The organism is Paraburkholderia sp. PREW-6R (genome assembly GCF_039621805.1).
In the GTDB taxonomy this organism is placed as follows: Bacteria; Pseudomonadota; Gammaproteobacteria; order Burkholderiales; family Burkholderiaceae; genus Paraburkholderia.
Genome location: NZ_CP155074.1, coordinates 1,760,473 through 1,785,725, shown reverse-complemented (window position 1 = coordinate 1,785,725; position 25,253 = coordinate 1,760,473). Strand labels below are relative to the sequence as shown.

19 protein-coding genes are annotated in these 25,253 nt (G+C 61.2%); 12 read left to right on the top strand and 7 right to left on the bottom strand.

Annotation, left to right across the window (positions count from 1 at the left end):
* Positions 1-384: 384 nt before the first annotated feature.
* From AAGS40_RS23095 to AAGS40_RS23085, 3 genes are all read left to right on the top strand, one after another.
* Positions 385-2,430 (top strand): FUSC family protein, encoded by a 2,046-nt coding sequence (locus AAGS40_RS23095; RefSeq protein WP_345815231.1) that lies wholly within the window; start codon positions 385-387, stop codon positions 2,428-2,430.
* Between the two features lie 117 nt (positions 2,431-2,547).
* Entirely contained in the window at positions 2,548-2,835 is a 288-nt protein-coding gene (locus AAGS40_RS23090) for a DUF1330 domain-containing protein (RefSeq protein ID WP_345815229.1), read from the top strand.
* A 454-nt stretch (positions 2,836-3,289) separates the two neighbouring features.
* Positions 3,290-4,285 (top strand): EAL domain-containing protein, encoded by a 996-nt coding sequence (locus AAGS40_RS23085; RefSeq protein WP_345815228.1) that lies wholly within the window; start codon positions 3,290-3,292, stop codon positions 4,283-4,285.
* A gap of 208 nt (positions 4,286-4,493) precedes the next feature.
* Here AAGS40_RS23085 and AAGS40_RS23080 read toward each other — a convergent pair whose 3' ends face one another.
* The gene (locus AAGS40_RS23080) at positions 4,494-5,945 is read right to left on the bottom strand and encodes a PLP-dependent aminotransferase family protein (RefSeq protein WP_345815227.1); all 1,452 of its coding nucleotides are present in this window, start codon (positions 5,943-5,945) and stop codon (positions 4,494-4,496) included.
* 211 nt (positions 5,946-6,156) lie between these two features.
* Here AAGS40_RS23080 and AAGS40_RS23075 point away from each other — a divergent pair, with 211 nt between their 5' ends.
* The 3 genes from AAGS40_RS23075 (at position 6,157) to AAGS40_RS23065 (ending at position 10,578) form a co-directional block, all read left to right on the top strand.
* Positions 6,157-7,749, top strand: coding sequence for an EAL domain-containing protein (locus tag AAGS40_RS23075; RefSeq protein ID WP_345815226.1), 1,593 nt, complete (start codon positions 6,157-6,159; stop codon positions 7,747-7,749).
* Positions 7,750-8,229: 480 nt separating this feature from the next.
* Positions 8,230-9,435, top strand: coding sequence for an ATP-binding protein (locus AAGS40_RS23070; protein ID WP_345815225.1), 1,206 nt, complete (start codon positions 8,230-8,232; stop codon positions 9,433-9,435).
* A 165-nt stretch (positions 9,436-9,600) separates the two neighbouring features.
* Positions 9,601-10,578, top strand: a complete 978-nt coding sequence (locus tag AAGS40_RS23065; protein WP_345815224.1) for a sensor domain-containing diguanylate cyclase — start codon at positions 9,601-9,603, stop codon at positions 10,576-10,578.
* Between the two features lie 148 nt (positions 10,579-10,726).
* Here AAGS40_RS23065 and AAGS40_RS23060 read toward each other — a convergent pair whose 3' ends face one another.
* The 6 genes from AAGS40_RS23060 to AAGS40_RS23035 all read right to left on the bottom strand — a co-directional run bounded on the left by AAGS40_RS23060 (position 10,727) and on the right by AAGS40_RS23035 (position 18,046).
* Positions 10,727-11,908, bottom strand: a complete 1,182-nt coding sequence (locus AAGS40_RS23060) for a porin (protein ID WP_345815223.1) — start codon at positions 11,906-11,908, stop codon at positions 10,727-10,729.
* Positions 11,909-11,987: 79 nt separating this feature from the next.
* The gene (locus tag AAGS40_RS23055) at positions 11,988-12,257 is read right to left on the bottom strand and encodes a hypothetical protein (RefSeq protein ID WP_345815222.1); all 270 of its coding nucleotides are present in this window, start codon (positions 12,255-12,257) and stop codon (positions 11,988-11,990) included.
* A complete protein-coding gene (locus tag AAGS40_RS23050) occupies positions 12,241-12,960 on the bottom strand; it encodes a DUF1223 domain-containing protein (protein WP_345815220.1) in 720 nt (239 codons plus the stop codon). Before AAGS40_RS23050 ends, AAGS40_RS23055 begins: the two co-directional genes overlap by 17 nt.
* A 540-nt stretch (positions 12,961-13,500) precedes the next feature.
* The gene (locus AAGS40_RS23045) at positions 13,501-15,237 is read right to left on the bottom strand and encodes a PQQ-binding-like beta-propeller repeat protein (RefSeq protein ID WP_345815218.1); all 1,737 of its coding nucleotides are present in this window, start codon (positions 15,235-15,237) and stop codon (positions 13,501-13,503) included.
* A gap of 270 nt (positions 15,238-15,507) precedes the next feature.
* Positions 15,508-17,442, bottom strand: a complete 1,935-nt coding sequence (locus tag AAGS40_RS23040; RefSeq protein ID WP_345815217.1) for an EAL domain-containing protein — start codon at positions 17,440-17,442, stop codon at positions 15,508-15,510.
* 202 nt (positions 17,443-17,644) lie between these two features.
* On the bottom strand, positions 17,645-18,046 hold the full coding sequence (locus tag AAGS40_RS23035; protein WP_345815215.1) for a hypothetical protein: 402 nt from the start codon (positions 18,044-18,046) through the stop codon (positions 17,645-17,647).
* Between the two features lie 305 nt (positions 18,047-18,351).
* On the opposite strand from AAGS40_RS23035, the gene AAGS40_RS23030 reads away from it, so the two are divergent.
* The 6 genes from AAGS40_RS23030 to AAGS40_RS23005 all read left to right on the top strand — a co-directional run bounded on the left by AAGS40_RS23030 (position 18,352) and on the right by AAGS40_RS23005 (position 25,244).
* Positions 18,352-19,293: an ABC transporter substrate-binding protein gene (locus tag AAGS40_RS23030; RefSeq protein WP_345815213.1), complete on the top strand. Its 942-nt coding sequence runs from the start codon at positions 18,352-18,354 to the stop codon at positions 19,291-19,293.
* A gap of 84 nt (positions 19,294-19,377) precedes the next feature.
* Entirely contained in the window at positions 19,378-20,901 is a 1,524-nt protein-coding gene (locus tag AAGS40_RS23025; RefSeq protein WP_345815212.1) for a sugar ABC transporter ATP-binding protein, read from the top strand.
* Positions 20,894-21,928 (top strand): ribose ABC transporter permease, encoded by a 1,035-nt coding sequence (locus AAGS40_RS23020; protein ID WP_345815211.1) that lies wholly within the window; start codon positions 20,894-20,896, stop codon positions 21,926-21,928. Before AAGS40_RS23025 ends, AAGS40_RS23020 begins: the two co-directional genes overlap by 8 nt.
* Before the next feature lies 1 nt (position 21,929).
* On the top strand, positions 21,930-23,645 hold the full coding sequence (locus tag AAGS40_RS23015; RefSeq protein WP_345815210.1) for a ribulokinase: 1,716 nt from the start codon (positions 21,930-21,932) through the stop codon (positions 23,643-23,645).
* Positions 23,630-24,319 carry an L-ribulose-5-phosphate 4-epimerase AraD gene (gene araD / locus AAGS40_RS23010; RefSeq protein WP_345815209.1) on the top strand — a complete coding sequence of 230 codons (690 nt, stop codon included), beginning with the start codon at positions 23,630-23,632 and terminating at the stop codon, positions 24,317-24,319. Before AAGS40_RS23015 ends, araD begins: the two co-directional genes overlap by 16 nt.
* A gap of 130 nt (positions 24,320-24,449) precedes the next feature.
* A complete protein-coding gene (locus AAGS40_RS23005; RefSeq protein ID WP_345815208.1) occupies positions 24,450-25,244 on the top strand; it encodes a DeoR/GlpR family DNA-binding transcription regulator in 795 nt (264 codons plus the stop codon).
* The last annotated feature ends 9 nt before the right edge of the window (positions 25,245-25,253 follow it).

Here is a 25,253-nt window from a genome sequence, read left to right as displayed (position 1 = left end):
TATCCAAGGGATACTTTTTCCGAAGGATAACCAGGCTTCATTCCGCGTCTATTGAGTCGTTACGCAATGTTCGTGTTACTTGATTCATTAGGCAGTGGGCCAATGCTGACCGCAAAAAGTGAACAGTGCGAACCGCAAATGCAGGTGGCAACTGAGCGAAACAATTATTTCCGCAGCGATAGCGCGTAGGATGATCACACCGACGACATGCGGCGAATACTCGTATTTTTCATTCAGCGAACTACCGAAAAAAAACTGCTTTGGGGCTGAGCTTGTCAATCGCAGAGTCTCGCGTCGACGTCCCGGTTTCACACTGTTGATCGTTTTATTGCGAGCCCAATGCGACCTGCCGGGAGAGAGACTCATCTCAACGCGATCCTTCCGATGAAACTCCCTTCGCTACGTGACTGGATTTTTTCGCTGAAGACCTTTTTCTCAGGGATGCTCGCGCTTTACATCGCGTTCTACTTCGACCTTCCGAGGCCATACTGGGCGTTGGCATCGGTCTATATCGTATCGAACCCGTTTGTCGGAGCGACACGGTCGAAAGCGCTATACCGCGCGCTCGGGACCGTGCTGGGCGCGCTTGCCTCTGTCGCCCTTGTGCCGCCGTTCGCGGAGACGCCTTATCTGTTGAGCGCACTTATCGCGCTCTGGACAAGCGTGTTCGTCTACATTTCGATCTCGACGCGAGCGGCGCGCAGTTATGTATTCCTGCTCGCCAGTTATTCGCTGTCCGTCATTGCTCTGCCAGCCTTGTCGAACCCATTGACCATTTTCGATGTTGCCGTGGCGCGGACTGAAGAAATCACGCTGGGCATCGTCTGTGCGAGCGTCGTCGGCAGCGTTCTTTTCCCTAACCGGCTCGCGCCGGCGTTGATCCAGCGAACCGACTCGTGGTTTGGCGAGGCCGCCCTTTACCTGAAAGAGTCGCTCGCTGGCCGGGTCGCGGGGGCGCTGGTTTCGGGAAGCCGTCAAAACATGGCGTCGAGTGCGCGCGGCTTCGAATTGTTGTTGAGCCAGCTGGCGTACGATCACGCCAGCCCCGTGATTCTCGCCCGCAGCGAGGAACTGCAAGGCCGGATGGAGCTGATACTGCCGATCACGTCGTCGCTCGCGGACATCATCGCCGCCGCGCAGAAATCGGGCTCCGGCACGCCCGCAGGCATCGGCGAACTGCTGCGCGACATCGCACGCTGGATGGACGCGCCGCTCAGCGAGGACCCGGAGCGCGAGGCGCCATTATTGCGGATGCGTATTGCGCAACAGGAATCGGCTCGTAACGACTTGACGACCTGGCGCGCGGCGTTGCTATCCAGCGCGCTCTGGCGGTTGCGGCAATTGGTGGATCTTTGGGTCGATTGCCGGACCCTGCGCCTCATCATCGTTCACGAACGAGGGCACTGGCGGCCGCGCTTCCGGCATTGGCGGGTCGGCGCCCGACGCGCATTTCTGGACCGCGGTCTTGCCGTGTTCTCCGCCGCTTCGGCGGGGCTCGTCGTGTTTGTTTCGTCATGCCTGTGGATTGCTTCCGGCTGGCAGGACGGTGCGGCGGCTGTTTCGTTGGGCGCCATTGGCGTCTGCTTTTTCGCAGCACTCGACGAGCCCGTGCCCATGATGATCACTTTCTTCAGGTGCGCGACGGTGGGCGTTATCATTTCGGCGTTCTATCTGTTCGTCGTGTTACCTAGTGGCCAGGACTTTCCGGTGCTGGTCATTTTCTTTTCTTTCGTCTTCGTTCCGCTTGGACTATTGATGGCTCGCCCGAAATGGGCATTGGTATCGACCCTTGTTTCGCTGACGACCGCGACCTTTCTCGGTATCGATAGCGCGTACGACGCGAACATTCTCAACTTCCTGAATGCCAATCTGGCAGGGCTGGCCGGGGTCCTCTTCGCTTCGTTGATGACGGGGATAATGCGCCCGTTCGGAGCAGATGCCGCGGCGGCGCGGCTGACCCGTTCCAACTGGAGGGATGTCATCCTGAGCGGGACCCCGTTATCGGTCGTTCAGCAACGCGATTTGAACGCGCGCATGCTCGACCGGCTCATGCAGCTTATTCCGCGCGTGGCGCCAAGCGAGGATGCCGCCCATCCGTCGATCGAAAGCTTGCGCGACATGCGCATTGCGCTCAACACACTCGACCTGCGCAGACTCTCGGGAAAGTTTCCGGGAGAGTTGCCAGTCGTGTTAAACCGAGTGCTCGACGACGTTCGGGCGCACTATGAACGGTGTGTCGCATCGGGTCACCGCCAAAGCGTGCCGCTGACACTTGCAATCGACATTGATGCCGCCATTGCACGGATCCTCGCCAGGTTCGCGGACGATCCGCATGCACCTGGCTACAAGCTGCGCAAAGGTGCGCTGCATGCGCTTGTCGGACTCCGGCTGTCGTTGTTTCCCCATGCGGCGCCTGGCGACACCTCCTGACCGGCGAGCGGTCAATGGGTAACGGTAGTTGCGGGGGAAGCAGCCTCCTGCATGGGGCTTCATGCGCTTTCATGGCATCATTCCATGCACCTTCACACTACCGCAGGAGTGCACGTCATGGCGACATACATTGTCTTCACAAGGGAAAGCACGCAGGACCAAGCCGAGCTCGACGTCTACCAAAGCAAGGTGGGCGAGACGTTCAAAGGGCATCCTGTCAAGATTCTGGCTGCCTACGGACCTCAGCAGGTCCTTGAGGGCGACGCGCCGGAGGGCGTCGTGATCGTGGAGTTTCCTTCGACAGAGGCCGCGCGTGCGTGGTACGACGGCCCGGCATATCAGGAGGTCGTGCAGCACCGATTCAAGGGCGCGCGCTATCGTGCAGTTCTCGTCGAAGGCGTCTGACAAAAGGCGGCGAAGCGACGGCACACGTTGCGAGCGCCTTCGCCATGGTTCGGTCTGGGAGCGTGTGCGGCAGGCGCTATCGTGCTTGCCTGAATCGCCGCGCCAAACTCGCGAGGAGGTCTCCAACGTCGAGATCGCCGCCGGACTCCGATAGCTCGAAAAGCATCCCTATTCTGAACGGTTTGGTATCCTGGTCGACACTTCGCGCTTCATTTTCAAATGGAAGCGGACGTTGGGCTGAGTTCGTCAAACGAAAAGGGGCGCTCATGTGGTTAGTGTCCGTCAAGTCTGCTAGCGATGTCCTCAGCACGCGCAGGCGGCAGCAAGCGAGATCGACAAAGTTCGTTGTTTCGATGCGGATCTGATACGCACGTTAGACAACTAACTGCTACTCGTTTTGGGATCGCAGTCAGGTCATAGTTCGCAACTGAGATAACCGTGCGAACACAATTTCATGCGATTTTCGGAACGCTTTACAGCACGATTACGCTGGCCGCGAGCTCTATTCTGTGAGCATCATGAGGCGGCGCTGAATCTCTCAATTGCGGCCAGCGTCGCAGGCCTCCTCGCGGCCAGCCTGTTCGTCTCTCGCGCAGCCGTCGTTCCGCTTATTGCACTATCTGCTTGCGGTGCGGTTCTGTATGTCGGTCTCTGGGTCCGCCCAAAAGCGAGATTGCGGCGCGCGGTGCGCATCGGCCTTCGGCGTCGGGAGTTCCATGTCGTCTATCAGCCCATCGTGGACATGCGCACGCAACAGTGCGTGGGCGTAGAAGCTCTGCTCCGGTGGGGGCACCCGAAGTTCGGAGCCGGAGGCCCGGAGCGGTTTATTGGAGAGCTCGGGGCCACGGGTCTGCTTGGCGAATTGACCCGCTTCGTGCTGCGCGAGGCGAATAACGCACTGACGCAGCCGCCGTTCCCGCAGCACTGGCATATAGCCGTGAACATCTGCGCGCGGCATCTGATGAAAGACTGCTTCGTCGAGGATGTCTGCGAGTCCGCCGGTCCGGTGCTGAAGCGCCTTGTTCTTGAACTCACCGAGCGCAGCTGCGTCGAGCGTACGGCGCGGGTTGTCGCAGCGCTTAGCCAGTTGAGGCAGCGCCACGTACGCCTGTCGCTCGACGACTTTGGCACCGGCTTCAGCAATTTCGACTTGCTTGCGGACTTCCACTTCGATTACGTGAAGGTCGACCGGCGTTTTCTAGCCATGCGCGGCGAAGCGCGCAGCGAGTTTTTCAAGGCGGTTGCCGCATTAGTGCATACCCATGGTGCGAAGGTTGTCGCGGAAGGCGTCGAGAACGCTGCCGAATGCGATGCGGTACGGCGTGCGGGAATCGACCTGGCGCAGGGTTACTGGTTTGGGAAGCCGATGGCAGTCGATCAACTCCAGGCATTTGCGTCGGCGTCGCTAAAGGCATTGCAGGATGGCGCCGGAACGGAGCTTGAAGCGTGAAAGGCGATGGCATCGTGGGATGCGTAGCAGCAACCACGATAGACAGCAACGACGCTCAGTACTTCGACCGGATGACCCGGTTACGGGTCCCGTGGCGTCCAGAAACAGGCGCGATGCCTCGTGCGAAGCTGGCGGCCAACGCGCGCAGTGTCATAGATGAGCTTCCCGACTCACCCGCCCGCATGCCCGGCTGAGATCGATGCCAGCGTTATGCGGGACGAACCGGCTCGGCCAGGTCCAGGCCGCAACGCGATTGTTCGGCGCACAAGGTGCCGAGTGTCGCGAGCGCTTTATCGAGCCGCGCCGACCACGGGTATCCATAGTTCAGACGCACATGGTGGCGAAAGGCGCCATCCGCAGAGAAGATAGGTCCGGGCGCGATGCTGATGCCCTTGCCAAGCGCTGCCTGGAAAAGCTGTATCGAGTCGATGTGGTCCGGTAGCGCGACCCATGTGAAATAGCCGCCGTCAGACTTCGTCGCTAGTGTATTAGCCGGGAAATACCGGCTGATCGCGTCAAGCATCTGCGATTGCTGATCGTTCAATGCGCGACGTAGCTGGTGCAGAAAGCGTTCATAGCCACCGTGCTCCAGATAGTCGGCGATTGCGCGCTGCGCCGGCATGCTGGCCGATAGCGTGGTCATCCATTTTGCACGCTCCAGTCTGCCCGCAAATCGTCCGGCTGCCGCCCAGCCGATGCGATATCCGGGCGCAAGGCACTTCGCGAACGATCCACAATGGATGACAAGACCTTTCCGGTCGAAGAATTTCGCCGGACGCACCGGCTCGCGGCCAAAATGCAGCTCGTTGTAGACGTCATCCTCGATGAGCGGCACGTCGTGTCGGGCGAGCAGATCAACCAGCGCCTGCTTTCTGGATTCGGTTAGCGTCACCCCGGTTGGATTGTGAAACGACGTCATGAACCAGCAGGCGCGCACCGGATGGTGCTGCAGCGCTTGCGCGAGCGCGTCCAGATCATGACCTTCCACCGGGTCGACGGGAATCTCCACTACGTTCAGCTTCAGACGCTCGACAGCTTGCAGCGCTGCATAGAACGTCGGCTTTTCGACCGCGATCACATCGCCGGGACCGGTCAGCAACTGGGTGCTTAGCGTGAGGGCTTCAAGTGCGCCGCTCGTAATGATTATTTCGTCGACCGGCACGGTCATCCCCGCCATCAGGTATCGCAATGAAATCTGCTGGCGCAATCCTTCGTGCCCAGGTGGCAGTGCGTCGACCATGCCGGCCAGGTGCGTTGAACGATTGACAGTCGCGCACGACTTTCCGACACGCGCCGTCGGAAACAGCGCGGGGCTCAGGAACGGAGAACCAAGGGGGACAGTCCCGGCACACCTGATCGTCTTGAGGACTTCAAAGACAAGGTCGCTGATCTTGACGGTCTTCGGGTCGGGACTCATCGAGGGCCAGGGACTTTCCTGCAGTAACCCTTCGGGACTCGGCGACACGAAATACCCTGAACGCGGACGCGCCTTGATCAAGCCCCGGTTTTCGAGCAGGTAGTAAGCCCGGAATACCGTCGCGGGGCTCACGCCCCATGCCTTGCACGCGACGCGAATCGAAGGAATACGCGCGCCGGGTGGCAGATCACCGCGCTTGATGAGCTCGCTGAGTTGGTCGGCCAACTGCTCGTACCGTTTCAACGCGTACTCCTTGCAGGACACGCGCTGGCGTCGGGTCCGCGCCGCCAGCATACCCATCCTCTATAGAAGATAGCCGTTTTTCAAGCTGATACGGCATTTCTTTTGCAATCTGCTTCTATTGTGGACGCACACACGCTGGCAAAGTGCGGCGCAGACCGGTTCCACTCCTTTCGATGTTTCGCCTACGCGTAACGGTCCAATCGATAACGATTTGCAGGCCAATTCTTTTAGCGATGAATTAATGGCATTCGGGTCTCCGGTAACATCAGTCAGGCGCAGCACTTCCATCGCGTTCACTTATGCCTCGCGTCGAAGGTTCGCAATCGTCCTCGTCGTCTGCGCAGGCAGCTCGCTCGCTTTTGCAGGGCCGCCCGAAGCGGATTCGAGCCGCAGTCTTTCGTCTGAGCGCAACGTCTGGCAGCAAATGACGGACTGGCTCGCTGGTCCGCCGGCCCCGCCCATTTACTTTGGCTCAGCCTGCGTGTCCATTGCGCCGCTGCCGCTTGTTCCTGCTGCCATTGCGGGGCCGGTCGCCGGCCCGACGCCTCCCCAGGCTATTACTTGCGATTCGCTCGACGATACGCTTGCCGAAGCCACCGACGACGCTGCTGCAACGGACAGTTCGGTGCCGGTCGCGGTGACGCTGCTCACGCAACTGCCATGGCCAATCAGCGCGCACCCGGTGACAGTGGCAGGCGGCCCCCCGGCCTCCGGCGCAGCGATCCCTGTCGTCTTGCGGATTGACCGGGTGGAGCAGTCGCCTGAATCACCAACAATGCCGCCTCCGGATTGCTTGCAGGGAAAAGGTTGCGAAGCAAGCACCTTGCCGACTTCGATCGGCACCGGCACCGCTGCGTCGGTTTCGCCGTCGCCGAGCACGGCTACGCAGCGTTTCCCGGTATGGAACATCTTGCGCTTTGTATGGTGGCCGATCCTGCTGGCGGTTTTGATCGTCGTGGCGGGTTGGGCGCTCAAGAAAAGGTGGTTTCGCTACGACGAGTCGCTGCTGCGTGCTGCGCGTGCAGGGCTGCGTCGCGGCGAGTTCCATGTCGAGTACCAACCGATCGTGAACGTCAGGCGGCGCACGTGCGCCGGCGTCGAAGCGTTCTTGCGATGGGACAACCCGCAATACGGCGCGCTCGGCCCCGCTCACTATATGCAGTTCATTGAGAACAGCAGTTTGATTGGACCGATGACGCAATTCGTCGTGTCACGCGCCGCTCAGGAGTTGCGGGAAATCGGCGCGCCGAAATCGCTTTTCGTGGCCATTAATGCTCCTGCTTCTTACCTGATGAGTTCCGCCTTCATCGCGGACCTGGGGGATGTCGGCTCAATTGGTCTGCCGCTCCTGGTACTGAAGGTCGGAGCGGGCAGCGCGATGAAATTCAGAAAACGTCTCACCCCGATCATGGCCCAGGCGCGCAACAGAGGACTGCGTTTTGCGCTGTCGGCCACGAGTCGTACTGACGTCGGACCTGAACTGCCGGCAGACATGCGCTTCGAGATGGTGAAGATCGACAGGGAGGTGCTGGCAATGGATGCCGATGAGCGCTCCAGACAGTTGAGTGCGTTGACGAGCATGGGCCACGAGATGGGCGCCATGGTGGTTGTGGAAGGCATTGAGCACGCGGCGCACCACAACATCGCGCGGGCAAGCCTTGCCGAGTTTGGTCAAGGGTTCTTCTATAGCCGTGCACTCGGTGCCAGCGGGTTGAAGGCTTTTCTCGGGGCCGCGAACGCACCATCTTCGGCCGAGGCGGGAGCGTGGACGACGCGGGGCTGGTGGATCCGACATTCCGTATGAGGCGTTTCACCCGCAACCGCGGCAGGTCTGGGCAGCCCTATTTCCCTGGTAAGTTTAATGATGAAGCGCTATCTCCAGCTGGCGACGGAGTTCGAAAACCTGATTGCCATCGGTGCGCTTGAGCCTGGTGCGCGGCTTCCGTCCGTGCGCGAGGCGAGCAGGTCGTACCGCGTGAGCCCTTCAACCGTCTTCCGGGCTTACTACACGCTCGAACGACGAGGCTTGCTCGTCGTCGGGCCCCGGCCGGCTTTCTTCGTCTCAGGTCGGCCTGCGCCGAACCATTCACCCGGGACTGCGTCGGAGCGCAGGACGGACGAGGCCGACGGTGACGGCCTGATTGGCGGCATGGTAAAGGCGCAACGCCAGTGCGCGCATTCGGGGCGTGGCTCGTTGGAGCCAGGTGCCCAACTGTTTCCGTTAAGCCGGATTTCGCGCTCCCTGACCGCGGCAACCCGAAGGATGGCGAGCGCCCGGAACGCCTTGTCGGCAGAAAAGGCGGAAGCGGATCTACGCCGCCAGATTGCGCTGATCGACCTCGCGCAGCGCAAGCAGCTTAACTTGAGGTTGCGGGAAACGGACTGTCGCAAGGAAGAATTCCTCGCAATGCTTGCGCACGAGCTGCGCAATCCGCTCGCGCCGCTACGCACGGCGCTCGCGTTGCTCGACAAACGCCCGGACGGGGGAAACTGCTCGCCCGAGTTGATCGACATGATGCGCCGTCAGGTCGAACACATGACCCGCATCGTTGATGATCTGGTCGAGGTGTCGCGCATCACGCAAGGGCGCATCGTGCTCCAACTCGAACCGGTGCTGGTGGGCACCGCCGTCTATCACGCGGTCGAGTCGGTCGCGGCGATCGCCGAAGCGCGTCATCAGCACCTGCACGTGAACGTGTGCGATGCGGCTCTTTGGGTGAACGGCGACATCACGCGGATCTCGCAGATTGTCGTCAACATTCTGAGCAACGCAAGCAAGTACACGCCCGAGCACGGTGAAATCACCGTGAACGTCGAAGCCGATGACGAATCGGTTTCGATTGTCACGCAGGACACCGGCACTGGCATTTCGGCCGAACTGTTGCCGAAAATCTTCGAGCTGTTCTCGCAAGGCGAACGCACGCTCGATCGTTCGAGCGGCGGCCTCGGGATCGGGCTGTCGCTGGTCAAGAAGCTGGTCGAGATGCATCAAGGCACGATCTGTGTGTATAGCGCCGGCCGCAATCTGGGCACCACGGTGACCGTGCGCCTGCCGCGGCTTCATCACCACGAGCGCCATGTGGCGGTCGACCGCCTGGAGCCGCAGCAGGGGCTTGCCAAGACCGCGTTGCACATGCTCGTGGTCGACGACAACCGAGACGCGGCCGATGCCCTCGCAATGTTGTGCCGATCCGAAGGACACGCGACCCGCGTCGCCTATTCGTCCGCCGAAGCGCTCGAAGCCGCGCCGCTGTTCGCTCCGGACGTGGCGTTGCTCGACATCGGTTTGCCGGATATCGACGGCTATGAGCTGGCGAAGCAACTGCGCCGTCAAGGCGACAGGAAGCCGCTGCTAATCGCGATCACGGGCTACGGTCAGACCGGGGACAAACTGCGCGCGCAGGCGGCGGGCTTCGACTATCACTTCGTCAAACCGGTCAATATCGACAGCCTGCTGAAGTTGCTGGCTTCGCTAACCGTCGGGCGGTAGTGCGTGAAGCGATCCGGGCGCTTGCTGATTCGTCATGCGATCCATACCCGCTCTTGGCCCGGCGTTACGGCGTTATGAACGCGATATCGATAGCGCCGGTCTCTCAAACCCTGTTTATGGGGCATTCCGATTAAACAGCCTGTTAGTTAGAACCGAGACACTGTTATGCTTGCCGCGCCCCTACCCAGTAACGAACCTGTGCGCCTCGCGACGCTGCGTGCGCTCCGACTGTTAGACACGCCCGGAGAGGAACGATTTGACCGGCTGACGCGAATCGCACGTCGCCTGTTCAATGTGCCGATCGCGCTTGTCAGTCTCGTCGACGAGAACCGGCAGTGGTTCAAGTCGTGTATGGGCTTGAACGTCGCACAGACGGCGCGCGACATCTCCTTTTGCGGGCACGCGATATTGCACACTGACGTTCTGGTGATTCCCGACGCACGCAACGACGCGCGCTTTCATGACAATCCGCTCGTCACGGGTACGCCCGGCATTCGCTTCTATGCCGGGCAGCCGCTGACTGCACCGAACGGTAGCAAAGTCGGCACGCTGTGTGTGATCGATACGCATCCGCGAGCATTCGGGAGCGAAGAGTGCGGACTTTTGCGCGACCTGGCGAAGATCGTGGAACGGGAAATTGCGGCGATCGAACTCGCCACCGTCGACGACCTCACGCTACTGGTCAACCGGCGCGGCTTCGAAGCGCTCGCGCAACAAACGTTGCACGTCTGCAAGCGTCTGGGGCGGCACGCGTCGCTGTTGTTCTTTGACCTCGACAGCTTCAAGCAGATCAACGACACGTATGGGCACGCCGAAGGCGACCGCGCGCTCGTGACCTTCGCCGATGCGCTACGTGCCGCGCTCCGCGACAGCGATGTAATCGGTCGACTCGGCGGCGACGAATTCGTCGTGCTTCTGACAGATGCCAACGATGAAGATACCCATCGTGCGCTCAAACGTCTGCGCGACACCCTCGCGGCGGCTCATGCTGGATCGCCGCACAGGTACGAAATCCGCTTCAGCGTGGGACAGGCGCAATTCGATCCGCAGCGGCACCAATCGGTCATCGACCTGCTCGTCGAAAGCGATCTCGACATGTATGCGCACAAGGGCACAAGAGGGGAAGCCGCTCGACGCGGTTGATGTAGCGGGCGCAGTGCATACGGAGCGACGGTCCGCTGAGACTTTCGCCTACGCGACTTTCTCCGAACAATCCGACGCGCCGGCGGTGCTTTGCCGGCGCGTAGTGATCCTGTGCGCACACACAGGATTGAATCTCCGTCAGGCTTCCTTAGAAGCGGGTCAGGATGCCGACAGCCCCCATCACCTGATTGCTCGTCGCGGAGTTACCGCCGGCGTTGTACATCACTGCAGTGTTCTTGTTACCGATCGCATGCTGGTACATTGCTTCACCATACACTTCCGTGCGCTTCGACAGCGAATAGCGCGCAATCGCGTTGACCTGGTTCCACTTCGGATCGGAGCCGATGTTCGACTTGCTCACACCGTTCAGATGACCGTCCGTGAAAGTGTCCATCAGGCCGAGACTCAGCGCCGGCGTGAGTGCGTACTTGACGTTCAGTTCATAGTTGTCGAAGTGGGTTGAACCGCCCACCGGGTTCAGGCCGAATGCGGACGTATTCTGGTACTGGCTGTGCGTATAGACGAAGTTCACCGCTGCCGGGCCGAACGTATAACCGATGCCGGCACCGGCCGTGCGCTGCACATCCGCCGTCAGGTTGCCGCCGCCCGCGGTCGACTTGAACTCGCTCGGGTCAGCCGCGACGTTCTGATTGACCGCTCCGGCCGGGCTGCTTGCCGCCCCGGAGCCGTTGATCTGGAGATAGGCGGCGGCGAGTCGCAGCGGGCCATTGTTGTAGCTTGCGCCGGCGCTGTACGCGCGGTCGACCGCGAAGCTGGTGCTATTGCTGAACGCGTACACGCCGCCGAACTTGAAGCCGGCGTAATCGACACTCGTGAACTTCACCGAGTTGCTCAAGCGGACTGTATGTTGCAGGTTGTCGTTGTCGTATACGTGCGCGAAGCCCGAGTCGCCGAACGTGCCCGCCGTGCCGGACAGCGGCGCGACGAAGTCGACCATCGAGTCATACTGGCGCCCCATCGTCACGGTGCCATATTGTGCGGTGCTCAGGCCGACGAACGCTTGACGGCCGAACATGCGGCCGCCCTGGCCCAAAGCGCCGTTGTTGACGTTGAAGCCGTTCTCGAGCACGAAGATAGCCTTCAGGCCGCCGCCGAGATCTTCCGCACCGCGAAGGCCGAAGCGGCTGCCGCTGATATTGCCGCTTGCAAGTGCGACGCGCGAGCTACCGTGGCTGGCGGTGCCATTCTGAACATTGTTCGTATAGGCAATGCCGGCATCGATCAGACCATAGAGGGTCACCGAACTCTGCGCATGGGCGGTTGATGCGGCAAGCGCGGAGACGGCGAGGGCGAAGGAGATTTTCTTCATAGATTGACTCGGGCTTTGTTAACGATAGGGGGTGAGAATCGCCGCGAGTATAAAAAAGTGAGCGGTCAAACAAACGCTTTCAGGGAGATGTTTTCCTTTGCAATAACAGCAATAATTTGTCATAAATCGTAAGCAATCGAAGCGCGACAAGGGTTTGCGGGGCGTTTGAACGCAATACGATCGCGATTGCCCGGCGAATCAGTGGTATCAATGCAACGCAAACGTGCCTGAGCAGTCCCGCACCATGTACCCGCAAGCCGTTCGCGTTCTCGAACTGCTGATCAATAGACACGCCGGCCGCGGAGAATGCGCCGTCGAACAACGCCCGCCGCTCACTGAGCAGGGGCATCGGCCGTGTTGCTCACGGTTGCGGCGCCTACGATCGCATCGTCGTCGGCCTCGAGGAGTACGACCTGATGTTCGCCGGCAACGGCATCGGCACGCAACGTCAGCGCCGCGCCGGACCACTGACCTATGTCCATGATGCTGCGCACGACGTTCGATTCGGTGAGCGTATGGCCTGCGTTCTCGCCGCGGCCGACCGCGGTGACGTGACGGGCGTCGTAGCCGATCAGCAGCACATGCGCGCGTCCGACGCCACGGCCAATGGATACCGAAACGCCATGATTGGACTGTGTGGCGTGGACCGTCGCGGCCGTCATCCCATCGGCCCTGGCATGCGCGATAGCCATGGCCGCCGCACTGCGATCGGATCCGACCAGATCGGCTTTTCCATCGACAACCATTTCGGGCGTGTACTCGAAGCCACGAAACCGTTGCGCGTATCGGGCCTGCCGTGCATCGGCGGCCTCTAACGAAAACGGGTCTTTCCAGCCGAGCCGATTCCAGTAGGTGACATGAAACGCCAGCGGCAGAACGTCGGTGCGCGTGTCACTCAGTTCAGAAAGCAGGCGATCCGCCGGCGGGCAGGAGGAACAGCCCTCGGAGGTGAATAGTTCAACGACGACCGGACGCAGTTCGTCAGCGAAAGCATGGCAGGAGAGCAGCGCCGCGGCGCTTGCAATCAAGGCAGTAAGAATGCGGGGCAGCATATTCTGACTCCAGAAAGCGACCGTTATGGTGTTCCGCTCTTCAGCGCGAGCAGGCTACTGTTGGAGCGAACCGGACAAGTGTGATGAATACTTTCAGTTGCTATTGCTGAGGTCCTCGTTAAAGATGCCCAGATACGCCGGGGCGTCCGCAGAGCGCGCTCGATGTCCAGCCGGTCGAGCGCCTCACAAATCGCGAGAAGCGGCCGCAGATCATGGCAGCAGCGGCCACACATGGGTCATGAAAAGTGAATCGACATCGGCGGTATCGACGAGCGTGAGTGGGTAGGTGAAATGAGTTCGTTCGATAGGCGCTGCCGGTTACAGGTAGGCGGCCTTTCGCTGAAAAAAATGTCGCTTCGACGGTACGGGACCGGCTGTCATGGCGCGGACCGCGGTCGCGGACTTGCCGCGCGCTTGCATCGACGCAGCGAAGACTCGCCGGACTGGCTGAAAATCGGCTGAATTCAGCGGCTTCGGCCGCTTGGTCGCTTCATGTGGATTCCGTCTCAGGGCGAACTGAGCCAACGCATGAACCCGGCATCAACCCTTCGTCAGAAGACCAAAAACAGCGACGCCATTCGTGGTCCCGACATAGACCTTGCCATTCGCAATCATGGGTGTGATGAACTTGTTCCCCGCACCGAACTGGTCGCGCGTGCCCATCTGATTGCTGTTGTACAGCTCGGTGGCAAGATTGGCAGCATCAAATGCATGCAACGCGGCAACGTTGCCATTCTCGGCCGCCCACACGATACCGTTGGCGGACCCGTTGGCCGATACACTCGGCGTCGTCCCCGGATAAACAAAAGTCATGGCGGTCTGACTGGAAGGGGTCGCCGACAGCCTCGCATTGGTAATCGTGAACGCCTTCAGGTGATCGCTGACCGAGCCAAAATAAACGGTCTGGTTGAAATAGGCCGGCATGCCGAATTCGCCACCCGTCAGCTGTCCAGGAATGATCTGGTAAATGTTGTTGCCGGCAGCGTTGAACTTCCCCATCGAGTCTCGATTGAGCACATAAATGATGTCGTCTTTACCTGTTCCGAGGGTGAGCCTATGAATCGCGCCGCTCGCATCCGCAAGATCCGGCAGCACGAGCGCGCCGCCCGAGCCGAGGTCTTCATCTGCGTTGGATTCCTGAACAATGTTGGACATGGCGAAATAATCCGCGACTGACAGACCACCGGTCGTGCCGAGTTTCAGATACGTATTGCCGAAATCGCCTTGTGCAGGGAAGCCATTGGCGTTGAAAGTGTTATCGAATGTGCCGTTCGCGTCGAGCAGATAGATCGACGAGCCGTCCGATGCGGGACCGGCGCCGCTCATCCAGACTGAACCGTCCGAACCGTTCGGTGTGACGTTCAGGACGGAGGTCTGCTGCAACGTGTCCGCGCTGTAACCGATGATCCAGCCGGTATACGCGCCCCCGTCGCAATGCGAGGTCCACGTTGTGTAAATCACGCCGTTTAGCAGCAGCAACCCCGCGCGGTCGGCATAGGACGATGGCGCAAACACAACGCGGCCGTTCGAACTGTTCGCACCCGTACCCGGATATGACGCGGCGATCTCGGTGGGTCCGTTCAGCAGTTCGGCCCCGGTCGCGAGGTCGAGCGCATGTACGCGCTGGTGGTAGCCGCCGCTGGAATCCTTCGTCATCGCGACGACAAAGATCGTGCCGTGCGCCCCGCGTGAGCGGTCGATGACCGGCGTCGACGTGATGCCGATCTCGGGCGTGATCTGCGCGCAGCCGAGGTCGTCGCTCGTTGTTTCGCCGGCGCCGAGTGCGGATGCTTTCCACAGTTGCGTGCCGGTGTCGGCATCGAACGCGAAGACGCTGTCGTGCTCGGTCACGACATACAGGACGTTATGCGTGCCGCCGGCAATCGCCAGCGCGCCGACGTACAGCGGCTGACCATCCACCTTGCCGTCGACCGCAAAGAAGCCGACCTTGCCGAACGTGGTTGCGTTGACATTCGCGGGCGTGAGGATGGTTTCGTTGAGGTTCTGGCCGGTGCGCGCGATATCGTTGTGGTAGGTCACGACGTCGCCGGCAGCAGACATGGCGGTGCCGCCCGACGGGCTGCCCGTACCGCCCGAGCTTCCGCTCCCGCCGCCAGGGCTGCCGGTGCCGCTACCCGTTCCGGTCGTGGTGCCGCCGCCCGAGCTAGCCGTGCCCGACGTTCCGCCACTGCCACCGCCGCAACTCAGGACGATAGCGGAGCACAAAATCAGCGCGCCCAGCAGGTAAAAGCGGCGCGGGATGGGTAGCGTTTGCATGGCGTTCTCCCCATTGCCGGCGTCCGCGCCATGACTGATCGGTGGCGCGAGCGAAGCGCCGTGCAATGTGCGATCACACGCAGCATCAAGCGTGCCGACTAGCGTGGGAGGCTGGGGCCACCATCTTCGCGTGCACGTAAGCACTGCGGGTAGGCCGACGCCGGCATGCCGTCGGTCGGAACCGGCACCCCCGGCTCCGCAGATAGGTAATCGAACGCTTAAGGCAGACGAATGACCGTCAAGCGCTGGAAGCAGCCGTCGAGATAGCCGTTACGTGAGGGTGAGGCTTCTTTCGTTCGCGTGAGGGGACGAAGCGTCGTACGCGCTCAGAAACGCACTTATCGATGTGGCTTCAATAGGCCTCGAAAAAAAGTAGCCCTGAATGTTCCTCGCACCTAGCTGATGCACGACATCCAACTGCTCGGCAGTCTCAATTCCCTCTACCACGCAGCCGATACCCATGTCTTTGCACAGCAGGATCAGCGAACGGACAATGTCCCGACTGCGCGGATTGGAGCTGATCGCGTCGACGAAACTCTTGTCAATCTTCAGTTTGTCGAAAGGCAGTGCGTGGATGTGACTCAGGCTTGAATAACCGGTTCCAAAATCGTCAAGTGAGATGTTGACGCCTAGCTCCTGAAGGCGCCGCATATTGGCGTTGGTCTCGGCGAAACTGTGCAGCAACGCTGTCTCCGTCAGCTCAATCGAGATCCGCGATGGTTCCACAGTGCTTCCGGAGATAATGCTGATCATCTGCAAAGTTCTGTGTTGGCTCGAAATATCGAACGGCGACACGTTGAACGACAGATGCACGTCGGTTGGCCACTTTGCCGCAGCCTCCAGCGATTTGCGAAGCAGCACGAGCGTAATGTCACCTATCAATCCTGCCTGCTCCGCAACAGGAATGAAGACCGCGGGTGACACCATACCCAGGACAGGGCTCTGCCAACGAGCGAGGCTCTCGAATTCCTTCGTTTTTCCCGCTTCCGTGTCCACGATCGGCTGGAAAACGGGAAACATCTCTTGCTCGAGATCGGCACCGCGCAGGGCCTGTTCGACCTTTCCCTGCTCCTTGAGTATGGCCTCGTGGTTGTCCGCGAAAACGACGGTTTTTGAGCGGCCGGAACGTTTTGCGTGGTACAGCGCATAATCCGCGCATTCGTACAATACGTCGGAAGTCGCTGCGGCCTCCGGGTACAGCGCAAAGCCCAGCGAGCATCCCACCGAGGTAACGATGCTGCCAACCTGGATCGGGGTGGAGACAGCCTTGATCACCTGATCGCCGAACGAGAGAAGCGTTTCACGATCGCGAAAGTCGGTGATCACGAAACCGAATTCGTCGCCCCCTACCCGGGCGACGAAGACCGACTCGGCCGACGCCGTCATGCGGCGGGCGACCTCGGCGAGCACCGCATCGCCTACCCGATGGCCATGGGTATCGTTCACCGGCTTGAAGCCGTCCAGATCGGCAATGCCGACTGCGACAGTTTGCCCGTGGGCTGCTGCGGTCTGGAGTGCGTCCAGTAAAGTGTCGAAGAACAGCCGCCGGTTCGGAAGACCGGTCAGCATGTCGAGGTTTGCAAGGCGTATGTTTTCTTTGCTCAACTCGGCGGTCGCGGCCTCCGATCGCACCAGACTCGTAAATTCGCGCTGATACCGCGACATGACAAACATCATCAAGCCGACGTTGATAAGAGAATTGATCGCAGACGCAATCGATCCCACGTCTCTCATCGCAAGCATGAAGCCGGTGAACGGCACCATCATTGCAATGGCCATGAGCGAAGCCGCCGCCCGGAGATGCATCAGGCAGTAAAAGCCAGCCATCGTCGAGGCGAGAATCTGCATGGCCACGTAGTAGCGAGCGTGGATACTCGCGCTGGGGAAGACAGCGACATCCATCGCCATCACCGTCACGGTGCTTCCTATCAGGATCGCCGTTGCGCGAATGAGATGCTTCCCTGCCTGGGCGTCGGTGACCGGATCGTTGCGATGGGTCGTCCACCAACGGATACGCCATAAACAGATGCTGACGAAAAGGAATGGCATTCCCACTGCAAACCAGCCCGGCGTTTCCCGGTAGAAGACGATCATCGCGGTTAGCATCGTGGCGATCACCGACGCATAGAATGGCGGCATGTTCGCCGCGAATGATCTGAATTGCGCCGTTGCCACCCCGGGCAATACGCGAATGTCGTCAGTCAAAATTCATACTCCTGATTGCTGCGCGGCAGCCGACGCGATTATTCAGGCGGCGGCCTGAGCGCGAGCGGTCAACGACTACTGTTACCGAACGCATACGTTCTATCACCTGGCGGCTTGACTCGACCTGCCTGGGCGAAAACGACCTGATCTCGCAAACGCGACACCGTATAGCCGCGATCGCCGGTCTTTTCGTCGCGAGGGGTCAGTTCGAAAAAGTTCGTTTTCCCGTCGCGTCTTCGCGGCTGGAAAGCGTGGGTTTTGCCGACGCGAAACGATAGACGGTCGCGTCGCGCCTGTCTCTCCGGCTGCTCGCCGTCCATACCAGACGGCGGCCCATCGCGTGACCGGCGATCAAGGATGCGGCTGCGCTCGGTACACGCTTCATGTATGCCGCCAGCCAATCGACCGGGTCGATTCGCGGGCCGTCAGCCGTGTCATGCCGGCGGCGTCGCTCGACTGCATGACGTCTGTTTTCTTCGATGTGTAAGGCGGGAAATTCGGCCATTTCTTTTCGCTTGTGCACGTGTGCTGACCCATGCTTATCGGCAAGCGACGGGCAAACTTCAATCGCACGCCTGAAGTTACACCCGGTGTAGGTGTTCATTATTTCTGCTATCAGGTCGACCGCAGTGCCTGGTGCTTACAGACAACAGGTCTGGCGAAAGAAAGCTGCATGGCCGGATTCGGACCTGGCGCCTCGCCGGTTGCGGTGCGCATCAAACCCCGACCGATTTGCCGCCTGCAGGATCTGCACGGGCGCACGCTCGTCTCCTCGCCCACGCAACACCTCCGAAAATCCTTCACAACATGTTCGATAGTGTTTATTATTGTGTCGAAATGTTAGATTATGTTCGGATCGTTGTGCATGCCCGTGTCATCTGACAGGGTTCCTTATCGGAGAGAGACAATATGAAAAAAACCATCGCATCGTTCGCTGTCTGTTCCGTGCTCGCACTGGCTGCGACCGCACAAGCGGCCGAAAAACCGCTGAAATCAGTCGGCGTGACCGTGGGCGACCTGGCGAACCCGTTCTTCGTCGCGATCGGCCAGAGTGCGACAGAAGAAGCACACAAGATCAACCCTGGCGCGAAAGTGACGGTGGTTTCGGCGAAGTACGACCTGAACACACAAGTCGGCCAGATCGAAAATTTCATCGCCAACAAGGTCGACCTGATCATCCTCGGCGCGGCTGATTCCAAGGGCATCGCGCCTGCCGTAAAGAAGGCGCAGAAGGCGGGTATCGTGGTCGTCGCGGTAGACGTAGCGGCCGAGGGCGCGGACGCGACGGTCATGTCCGACAACACCATGGCGGGCGCGCAATCGTGCAAGTACATTGCCGAGCAGTTGGGCGGCAAGGGCAATGTCGTGATCGTGAACGGCCCGCCGGTGTCGTCGATCATGGACCGCGTGAAAGGCTGCAAGTCCGAGCTCGCCAAAAACCCCGGTATCAAGCTGCTTTCCGACAATCAGAATGCCGGCGGCAGCCGCGACGGCGGCCTCTCCAGCATGTCAAACCTGCTGACTGCATTCCCGAAGATCGACGCCGTCTTCGGCATCAACGACCCGACCGCGATCGGCGCGGAACTCGCCATCCGCCAGGCGAAGCGCACCGACGTGAAGTTGATCGGTGGCGTCGACGGCGCGCCCGACGGCGAGACGGCACTGAAGAATCCGAAGTCCCTGTTCGCCGTGACGCCGGCGCAGGATCCGCACCGGATGGCGACTGAAGGCGTGGACATCGGCTATGCGCTGTTAAATGGCAAGCCGCCTGCGCAGAAGGTCAAGCTGCTCGAAACGCCGCCGATCACCCGGGCGAACGTCGCGACTTATCAGGGCTGGGTACGTAACTAGGCAACAGGTTGCGCGGGCCAAGAGAAACACATCCCTTGCGTGCGCGTCGGCACGGTCGCCGCGTACGTTCCCCCTGGAAAAGTCATGACGAGTGCGATTCTTCAAATGGTTGGCATCGACAAGTCGTTCGGTGCGACGCGTGCGCTGTCCGGGATGAGCCTCACTGTCCATCGCGGCGAGATTCACGCGTTGATGGGCGAGAATGGCGCCGGCAAGAGCACGTTGATGAAGATCCTGTCAGGCGTGTATTCGCCGGACCGCGGTGAAATCCGCATCGACGGGCAAGCCGTGCGCCTGCGTGATCCCGCGTCGAGCCGCGCGGCGGGCATCAACCTCATCTATCAGGAACTGGCGATCGCACCGAATCTGTCGGTCGCCGAAAACGTCTTCATGGGCAGCGAGCCCCGCACGCGCTTCGGCTTTGTCGATCACGCGCGGATGCGGCGCGAAACGACCGCCGTGCTTCGTCAGCTCGGCGCGGGCTTTCGGGCGTCGGACCGCGCGAGGCGCCTGTCGATCGCAGAACAGCAGCAGGTCGAGATCGCGCGCGCGTTGATCCATAAAGGCCGCGTGCTGATCATGGACGAGCCGACCGCCGCGCTCTCCGACCGCGAGACCGACCATCTCTTTACGGTCGTGCGGCGTCTGCGCGACGAGGGCCTTGCGATCATCTACATCAGCCACCGGATGGCGGAAGTCTACGCGCTTGCGGACCGCGTGACCGTGCTGCGCGACGGCACCTACGTCGGCGAACTGTCGCACGACGCGCTTGATTCGAGCCGCATCGTCCAGATGATGGTCGGCCGGCCGCTCGACGATTTTTATCAGCACAAGCGTGCTGCGGGCGTGACGCGCGAACCGGTACTCGAAGTGCGCGATCTGTCGGGCGAAAAGATCAAGCCGGCGTCGTTCTCGGTCGGGCGCGGCGAGATTGTGGGCTTCGCGGGGCTGGTCGGCGCAGGGCGCACGGAACTCGCGCGCCTTCTGTTCGGCGCGGACCCGAAGGCGTCCGGCAGCATCCACCTCGAAGGCAAACTGGTCCACACGCCGAATCCGCGCGCCGCCATCGCGCTCGGCATCGGCTACGTGCCCGAAGATCGCAAGGGCCTTGGGCTCTTCCTGCAACTCTCCGTGCTGACGAATGCGACGCTCAATGTCGCCGGACGCAACAGCCGCCTTGGCATCGTCGATCACGGCGCGCTCAGGAGGCTTGCCGGCAAATCGGTCAAGCAGTTGAGCGTGAAAGTCGCGAGCCCCGACGTCATCGTGGGGCGGTTGTCGGGGGGAAACCAGCAAAAGGTGCTGCTCGCGCGCTGGCTGGAGATCAAGCCGAAGGTGCTGATTCTCGACGAACCCACGCGCGGCGTCGATATCGGTGCGAAGAGCGAGATTTATCAGATCATCGGCACGCTAGCTGAATCGGGCGTCGCCGTGATCGTGATTTCAAGCGAACTGCCGGAAGTCGTAGGGCTCTGCGACCGTGTGCTAGTGATGCGCGAAGGCGCGATCACCGGCGAACTGAGCGGCGCGGCCATCACACAGCAAAACGTCATGCGTCTCGCCACCGGCGAAGCGGTCGAAGCAAAGGACAACGTCAAACATGGCTGAAACGAAACTCCACCACCCGGCCGAATCCGGACCGGCGGCGCCTGGCCCGAAGAAGAAAAGCCTCGTCGCCGATCTGCTGTTGCAGCGGCTCGGCATGCTGCCGGTTCTGATCGTGCTCTATCTCGTCTTCTATGCGCTGACGGTCTACTACAGCGCGGACGGCACGTCGAATTTCGCGACCGCCGACAATACGATGAACATCCTGCGCCAGGTTGCGATCAACCTCGTGCTGGCGGCGGGCATGACCTTCGTGATCCTGACGGCGGGCATTGACCTGTCGGTCGGCTCCGTTCTCGCGGTGTCGGCGGTGCTCGGCATGCAGGTCTCGTTGATGGGACATATGGCCGGCTGGTCGATCCCGGTGTTCATCGTGTCCGGCCTCGTGATGGGCGCGATCAACGGCGCGATGGTGGCCTTTCTGAACATCAATGCGTTCGTCGTGACGCTTGGCACGATGACGGCGTTTCGCGGCGCGGCATACCTGCTTGCCGACGGCACGACCGTGTTGAACAACGACATTCCGAGCTTCGAATGGATCGGCAATGGCGACTTCCTGCATGTGCCATGGCTTATCTGGATCGCAGTCAGCGTCGTGCTGGTGTCATGGGCGATCCTCAGAAAGACCGTGCTTGGCCTGCACATCTATTCGGTGGGTGGCAATCTGCAGGCCGCGCGCCTGACAGGCATCCGCGTGAGCCTCGTTCTGCTTTTCGTGTATTCCATCAGCGGCCTTTTTGCCGGACTGGCGGGGGCCATGTCGGCGAGCCGGCTATACGGCGCGAACGGAAACTGGGGCAGCGGCTACGAGCTCGACGCGATCGCGGCGGTCGTGCTCGGCGGCACGAGCCTGATGGGCGGCGTCGGGACGATCTGGGGAACGGTAGTCGGCGCCTTGATCATCGGCGTGATGAACAACGGCCTCACCATTCTCGGGCTCTCGTCGTTCTGGCAGTACGTTGCGAAGGGCGCGGTGATCGTGCTCGCGGTCATTCTCGACAAATGGCGTCAGAAAGGCTCGATGAACTGATATGAGCACATTAGACACAAGCGCATTGGTGATTGGCGTGGATTTCGGCACGGACTCGTGTCGCAGTCTGATCGTCGACACGATAACCGGCGAACAGGTGGCAAGCGCCGTCGAGTTCTATCCGCGCTGGAAAGCAGGAATGTATTGCGACCCGGATCGCAACGTGTTTCGCCAGCATCCGCAGGACTATATCGACGCGTTCACGCTCGCCGTGCGCAACGCGTTAGCTGGCGTATCCGACGAAGTGCGAGCGAACGTGCGCGCCATGTCGATCGACACGACCGGTTCCACGTCCGTCGCGGTCGATCGCGCGGGCACGCCGCTCGCACTGACCGAGCCGTTCCGCGACAACCCGAACGCCATGTTCGTGCTGTGGAAGGATCACACGGCCGTGCGCGAAGCCGATGAAATCAACACGCTCGCGCGCAACTGGGGTGGCGTGGACTTTACCCGCTACGTGGGCGGCGTCTATTCCGCCGAATGGTTCTGGGCCAACATGCTGCATGTGTTGCGCGTCGACCCGGCCGTGCGTGCGAGCGTTTACAGCTGGGTCGAACATTGCGACTGGATGCCCGCTCTTCTCACAGGGACGACCGCGCCCGACGTCATGAAGCGTAGCCGCTGCGCGGCCGGGCATAAGGCGATGTGGCACGAATCCTTCGACGGTCTGCCAGGCGAAGCTTTCCTCGTGCGGCTCGACCCGCTGCTTGCCGGCATGCGCGAACGGCTCTATCGCGACACGTACACTGCCGACACGGCCGCCGGCACGCTCACGCCGCAATGGGCCGACACGCTCGGCCTGACGACTGACGTGGTGGTCGGCGTCGGCGCGTTCGATGCGCACATGGGCGCGGTCGGCGCAGGCATCCGGCCGTATTCGCTCGTCAAGGTGATGGGCACGTCCACTTGCGACATCCTGATGGCCCCAGCGGCGGAGGTCGATGGCCGCATCGTGAAAGGCATCTGCGGACAGGTCGAAGGGTCGGTGATTAGCGGCATGACGGGCATGGAAGCCGGGCAATCCGCATTCGGCGACGTCTACGCGTGGTTTCGCCAGTTGCTCGCATGGCCGCTTGCCCTGCTGGGCGATACGCCCGACGCCCAGTCTCAGCGCGATGGCATCCTGCACCGCATCCTGCCGGAGCTGGAGCGTCAGGCCGCGCTGGAAAGCCCCGTAGACACCGGAATGGTCGCGATCGACTGGCTCAACGGACGGCGCACGCCGTTCGCGGATCAAACGCTTCGCGGCGCGCTTTTCGGTCTGACGCTCGGCAGCGATGCCCCGAAAATCTACCGCGCGCTGATCGAGGCAACGGCGTTCGGCGCGCGAGCAATCGTCGAACGGTTCCGCGAGGAAGGCATCCGGATCGACGAGGTGATCGCGGTCGGCGGCGTAGCGAAAAAATCGCCACTCAACATGCAGATCGTCGCGAACGTGTTCGGGCTCGACATCCGCGTGGCGAAGTCGGATCAAGCGGTGGCGCTCGGGGCCGCGATGTTCGCCGCGGTCGCCGCTGGCCTTCACGACAGCGTCGAATCGGCGCAACGTCACATGGGTTCCGGCTTCGAGACGACCTACACACCCGATCCCGAAGCGACGGCCATCTACGACCGCCTTTACCGGCAGTACCGCGAATACGGCGCGCTGATCGAGCGGCTGTCCGCCGCGGAAGCCCATCCCGCACCTCACTCGACAGAACTATGTACACCGAACTGAAACGCGAAGCCTACGAGGCCAATCTGGAGATTCCGAAGCAGGGTCTGGCGATCTACACGTTCGGCAACGTCAGCGCATTCGACGCGGCTACCGGCGTCTTTGCGATCAAGCCGAGCGGTGTGCCTTACGAGTCGCTGCTGCCGGAGTCGATGGTGGTCGTGGATCTCGACGGGCGCGTCGTGGAGGGTTCGGCGCGGCCCTCGTCGGATACGAAGACACACGCGGTTCTGTATCGCGCTTTCGGTGATATCGGCGGCATCTGTCATTCGCATTCGATGTACGCGGTCGCGTGGGCGCAGGCGTGCCGCGAAATTCCGATCTTCGGTACGACGCACGCGGACCATCTCACCGCAGCGATACCCGTGACCGAGCCGATGAGCGACGCGGCGATCGAGCGTGACTACGAGATCGAGACCGGCGAGCAGATCGTCGCGCGGCTGCGCGGGCTGGATCATCGCGAGATCGAGATGATCGTCGTGGCGTGCCACGGGCCGTTCACCTGGGGCAAGACCGCCCAGAAGGCGGTCTACAACAGCCGCGTGCTCGAAGAGATCGCCCAGATGGCCTACCTCACGCAGTCGCTCAATCCCGCGGCGCCGCCCATCAAGGAAACACTGATCGCCAAGCACTATCTGCGTAAGCACGGTACGGGCGCCTATTACGGCCAGTCGTGATCCGGCTCCGAAATCCCGCGCGCATTTCGGCCGGTTTAAAATGCTGGACGGCCAGCTATCTCAATCTGCCATTGCTGGCGCGTTGTCGGACCGGGAGTTGCGTCCGGAGGCGCAGTCGAACGGAAATGCCATGCCACCAAAGAACCTGCCTGACGCCGCCCTTGCCGATCATCGGCGCGAACTGATCCTCGCCACGCTGTCGAGCGGCGGGCAGTGTCGCGTGAGCGATCTGGCCCGCAAGTTTTCTTTGTCCGAGATGACGGTGCGGCGCGACCTGCACGTGCTCGAAGAACAGGGTTTGCTCAGGCGCGTGCATGGCGGCGCGGTGCTCGTCGATGCCGAGGTCGAATACCCTTTGCGCGCCCAGAAGGAGCAGACGCAGAAGCAGCGCATCGGCCGGCACGCGGCAAGTCTGATTCGCGACGGCATGGCGATCTACCTCGATTCGGGCACGACCGCGATGGAAGTCGCGCTCGCAATCAAGGCGGGGCTGCCGGATGTGAACCAGTTGTCGATCGCGACGCACGGCATCAATATCGCCATCGAGCTGTGCGGCCATCCGGCTTTCAATGTCCATCTGATCGGCGGCGAGCTTTATCACAACGGTCTTTCCACGGTCGGCCCGGTCGCGCTCGGCCAGATCGCGCAATCGCATTTCGACCTGTTTTTCATGGGCGCGCGCGGTATCGACGAAAGCGCCGGCTGGACCAATTCGAATCAGCTCGAAACCCAACTCAAGCATGCCGCGATTGCGCAGAGCAGGCTGGTCTGTGCCATCGCCGACAGTACGAAATGGGGCCATCGCGGCTTTTCCGTCATTGTGCCGTTCGATCACGTGCCCTTGTGGGTCAGTGATGCAGACCTGCCCGATACGGCGCGCAAGGCCGCGAAGGCGGCGGGCGTCGACGTGCTGATTGCCACCTGATCCTGTTCA

Coding starts and splice junctions, on each gene's coding strand:
- AAGS40_RS23020 (WP_345815211.1), top strand. CDS start 20,894: ATGGCTGAAACGAAACTCCACCACCCGGCCGAATCCGGACCGGCGGCG.
- AAGS40_RS23085 (WP_345815228.1), top strand. CDS start 3,290: ATGCGATTTTCGGAACGCTTTACAGCACGATTACGCTGGCCGCGAGCT.
- AAGS40_RS23005 (WP_345815208.1), top strand. CDS start 24,450: ATGCCACCAAAGAACCTGCCTGACGCCGCCCTTGCCGATCATCGGCGC.
- AAGS40_RS23095 (WP_345815231.1), top strand. CDS start 385: ATGAAACTCCCTTCGCTACGTGACTGGATTTTTTCGCTGAAGACCTTT.
- AAGS40_RS23050 (WP_345815220.1), bottom strand. CDS start 12,960: ATGCTGCCCCGCATTCTTACTGCCTTGATTGCAAGCGCCGCGGCGCTG.
- araD (WP_345815209.1), top strand. CDS start 23,630: ATGTACACCGAACTGAAACGCGAAGCCTACGAGGCCAATCTGGAGATT.
- AAGS40_RS23030 (WP_345815213.1), top strand. CDS start 18,352: ATGAAAAAAACCATCGCATCGTTCGCTGTCTGTTCCGTGCTCGCACTG.
- AAGS40_RS23025 (WP_345815212.1), top strand. CDS start 19,378: ATGACGAGTGCGATTCTTCAAATGGTTGGCATCGACAAGTCGTTCGGT.
- AAGS40_RS23045 (WP_345815218.1), bottom strand. CDS start 15,237: ATGCAAACGCTACCCATCCCGCGCCGCTTTTACCTGCTGGGCGCGCTG.
- AAGS40_RS23090 (WP_345815229.1), top strand. CDS start 2,548: ATGGCGACATACATTGTCTTCACAAGGGAAAGCACGCAGGACCAAGCC.
- AAGS40_RS23055 (WP_345815222.1), bottom strand. CDS start 12,257: ATGCCCCTGCTCAGTGAGCGGCGGGCGTTGTTCGACGGCGCATTCTCC.
- AAGS40_RS23015 (WP_345815210.1), top strand. CDS start 21,930: ATGAGCACATTAGACACAAGCGCATTGGTGATTGGCGTGGATTTCGGC.
- AAGS40_RS23060 (WP_345815223.1), bottom strand. CDS start 11,908: ATGAAGAAAATCTCCTTCGCCCTCGCCGTCTCCGCGCTTGCCGCATCA.
- AAGS40_RS23035 (WP_345815215.1), bottom strand. CDS start 18,046: ATGAACACCTACACCGGGTGTAACTTCAGGCGTGCGATTGAAGTTTGC.
- AAGS40_RS23065 (WP_345815224.1), top strand. CDS start 9,601: ATGCTTGCCGCGCCCCTACCCAGTAACGAACCTGTGCGCCTCGCGACG.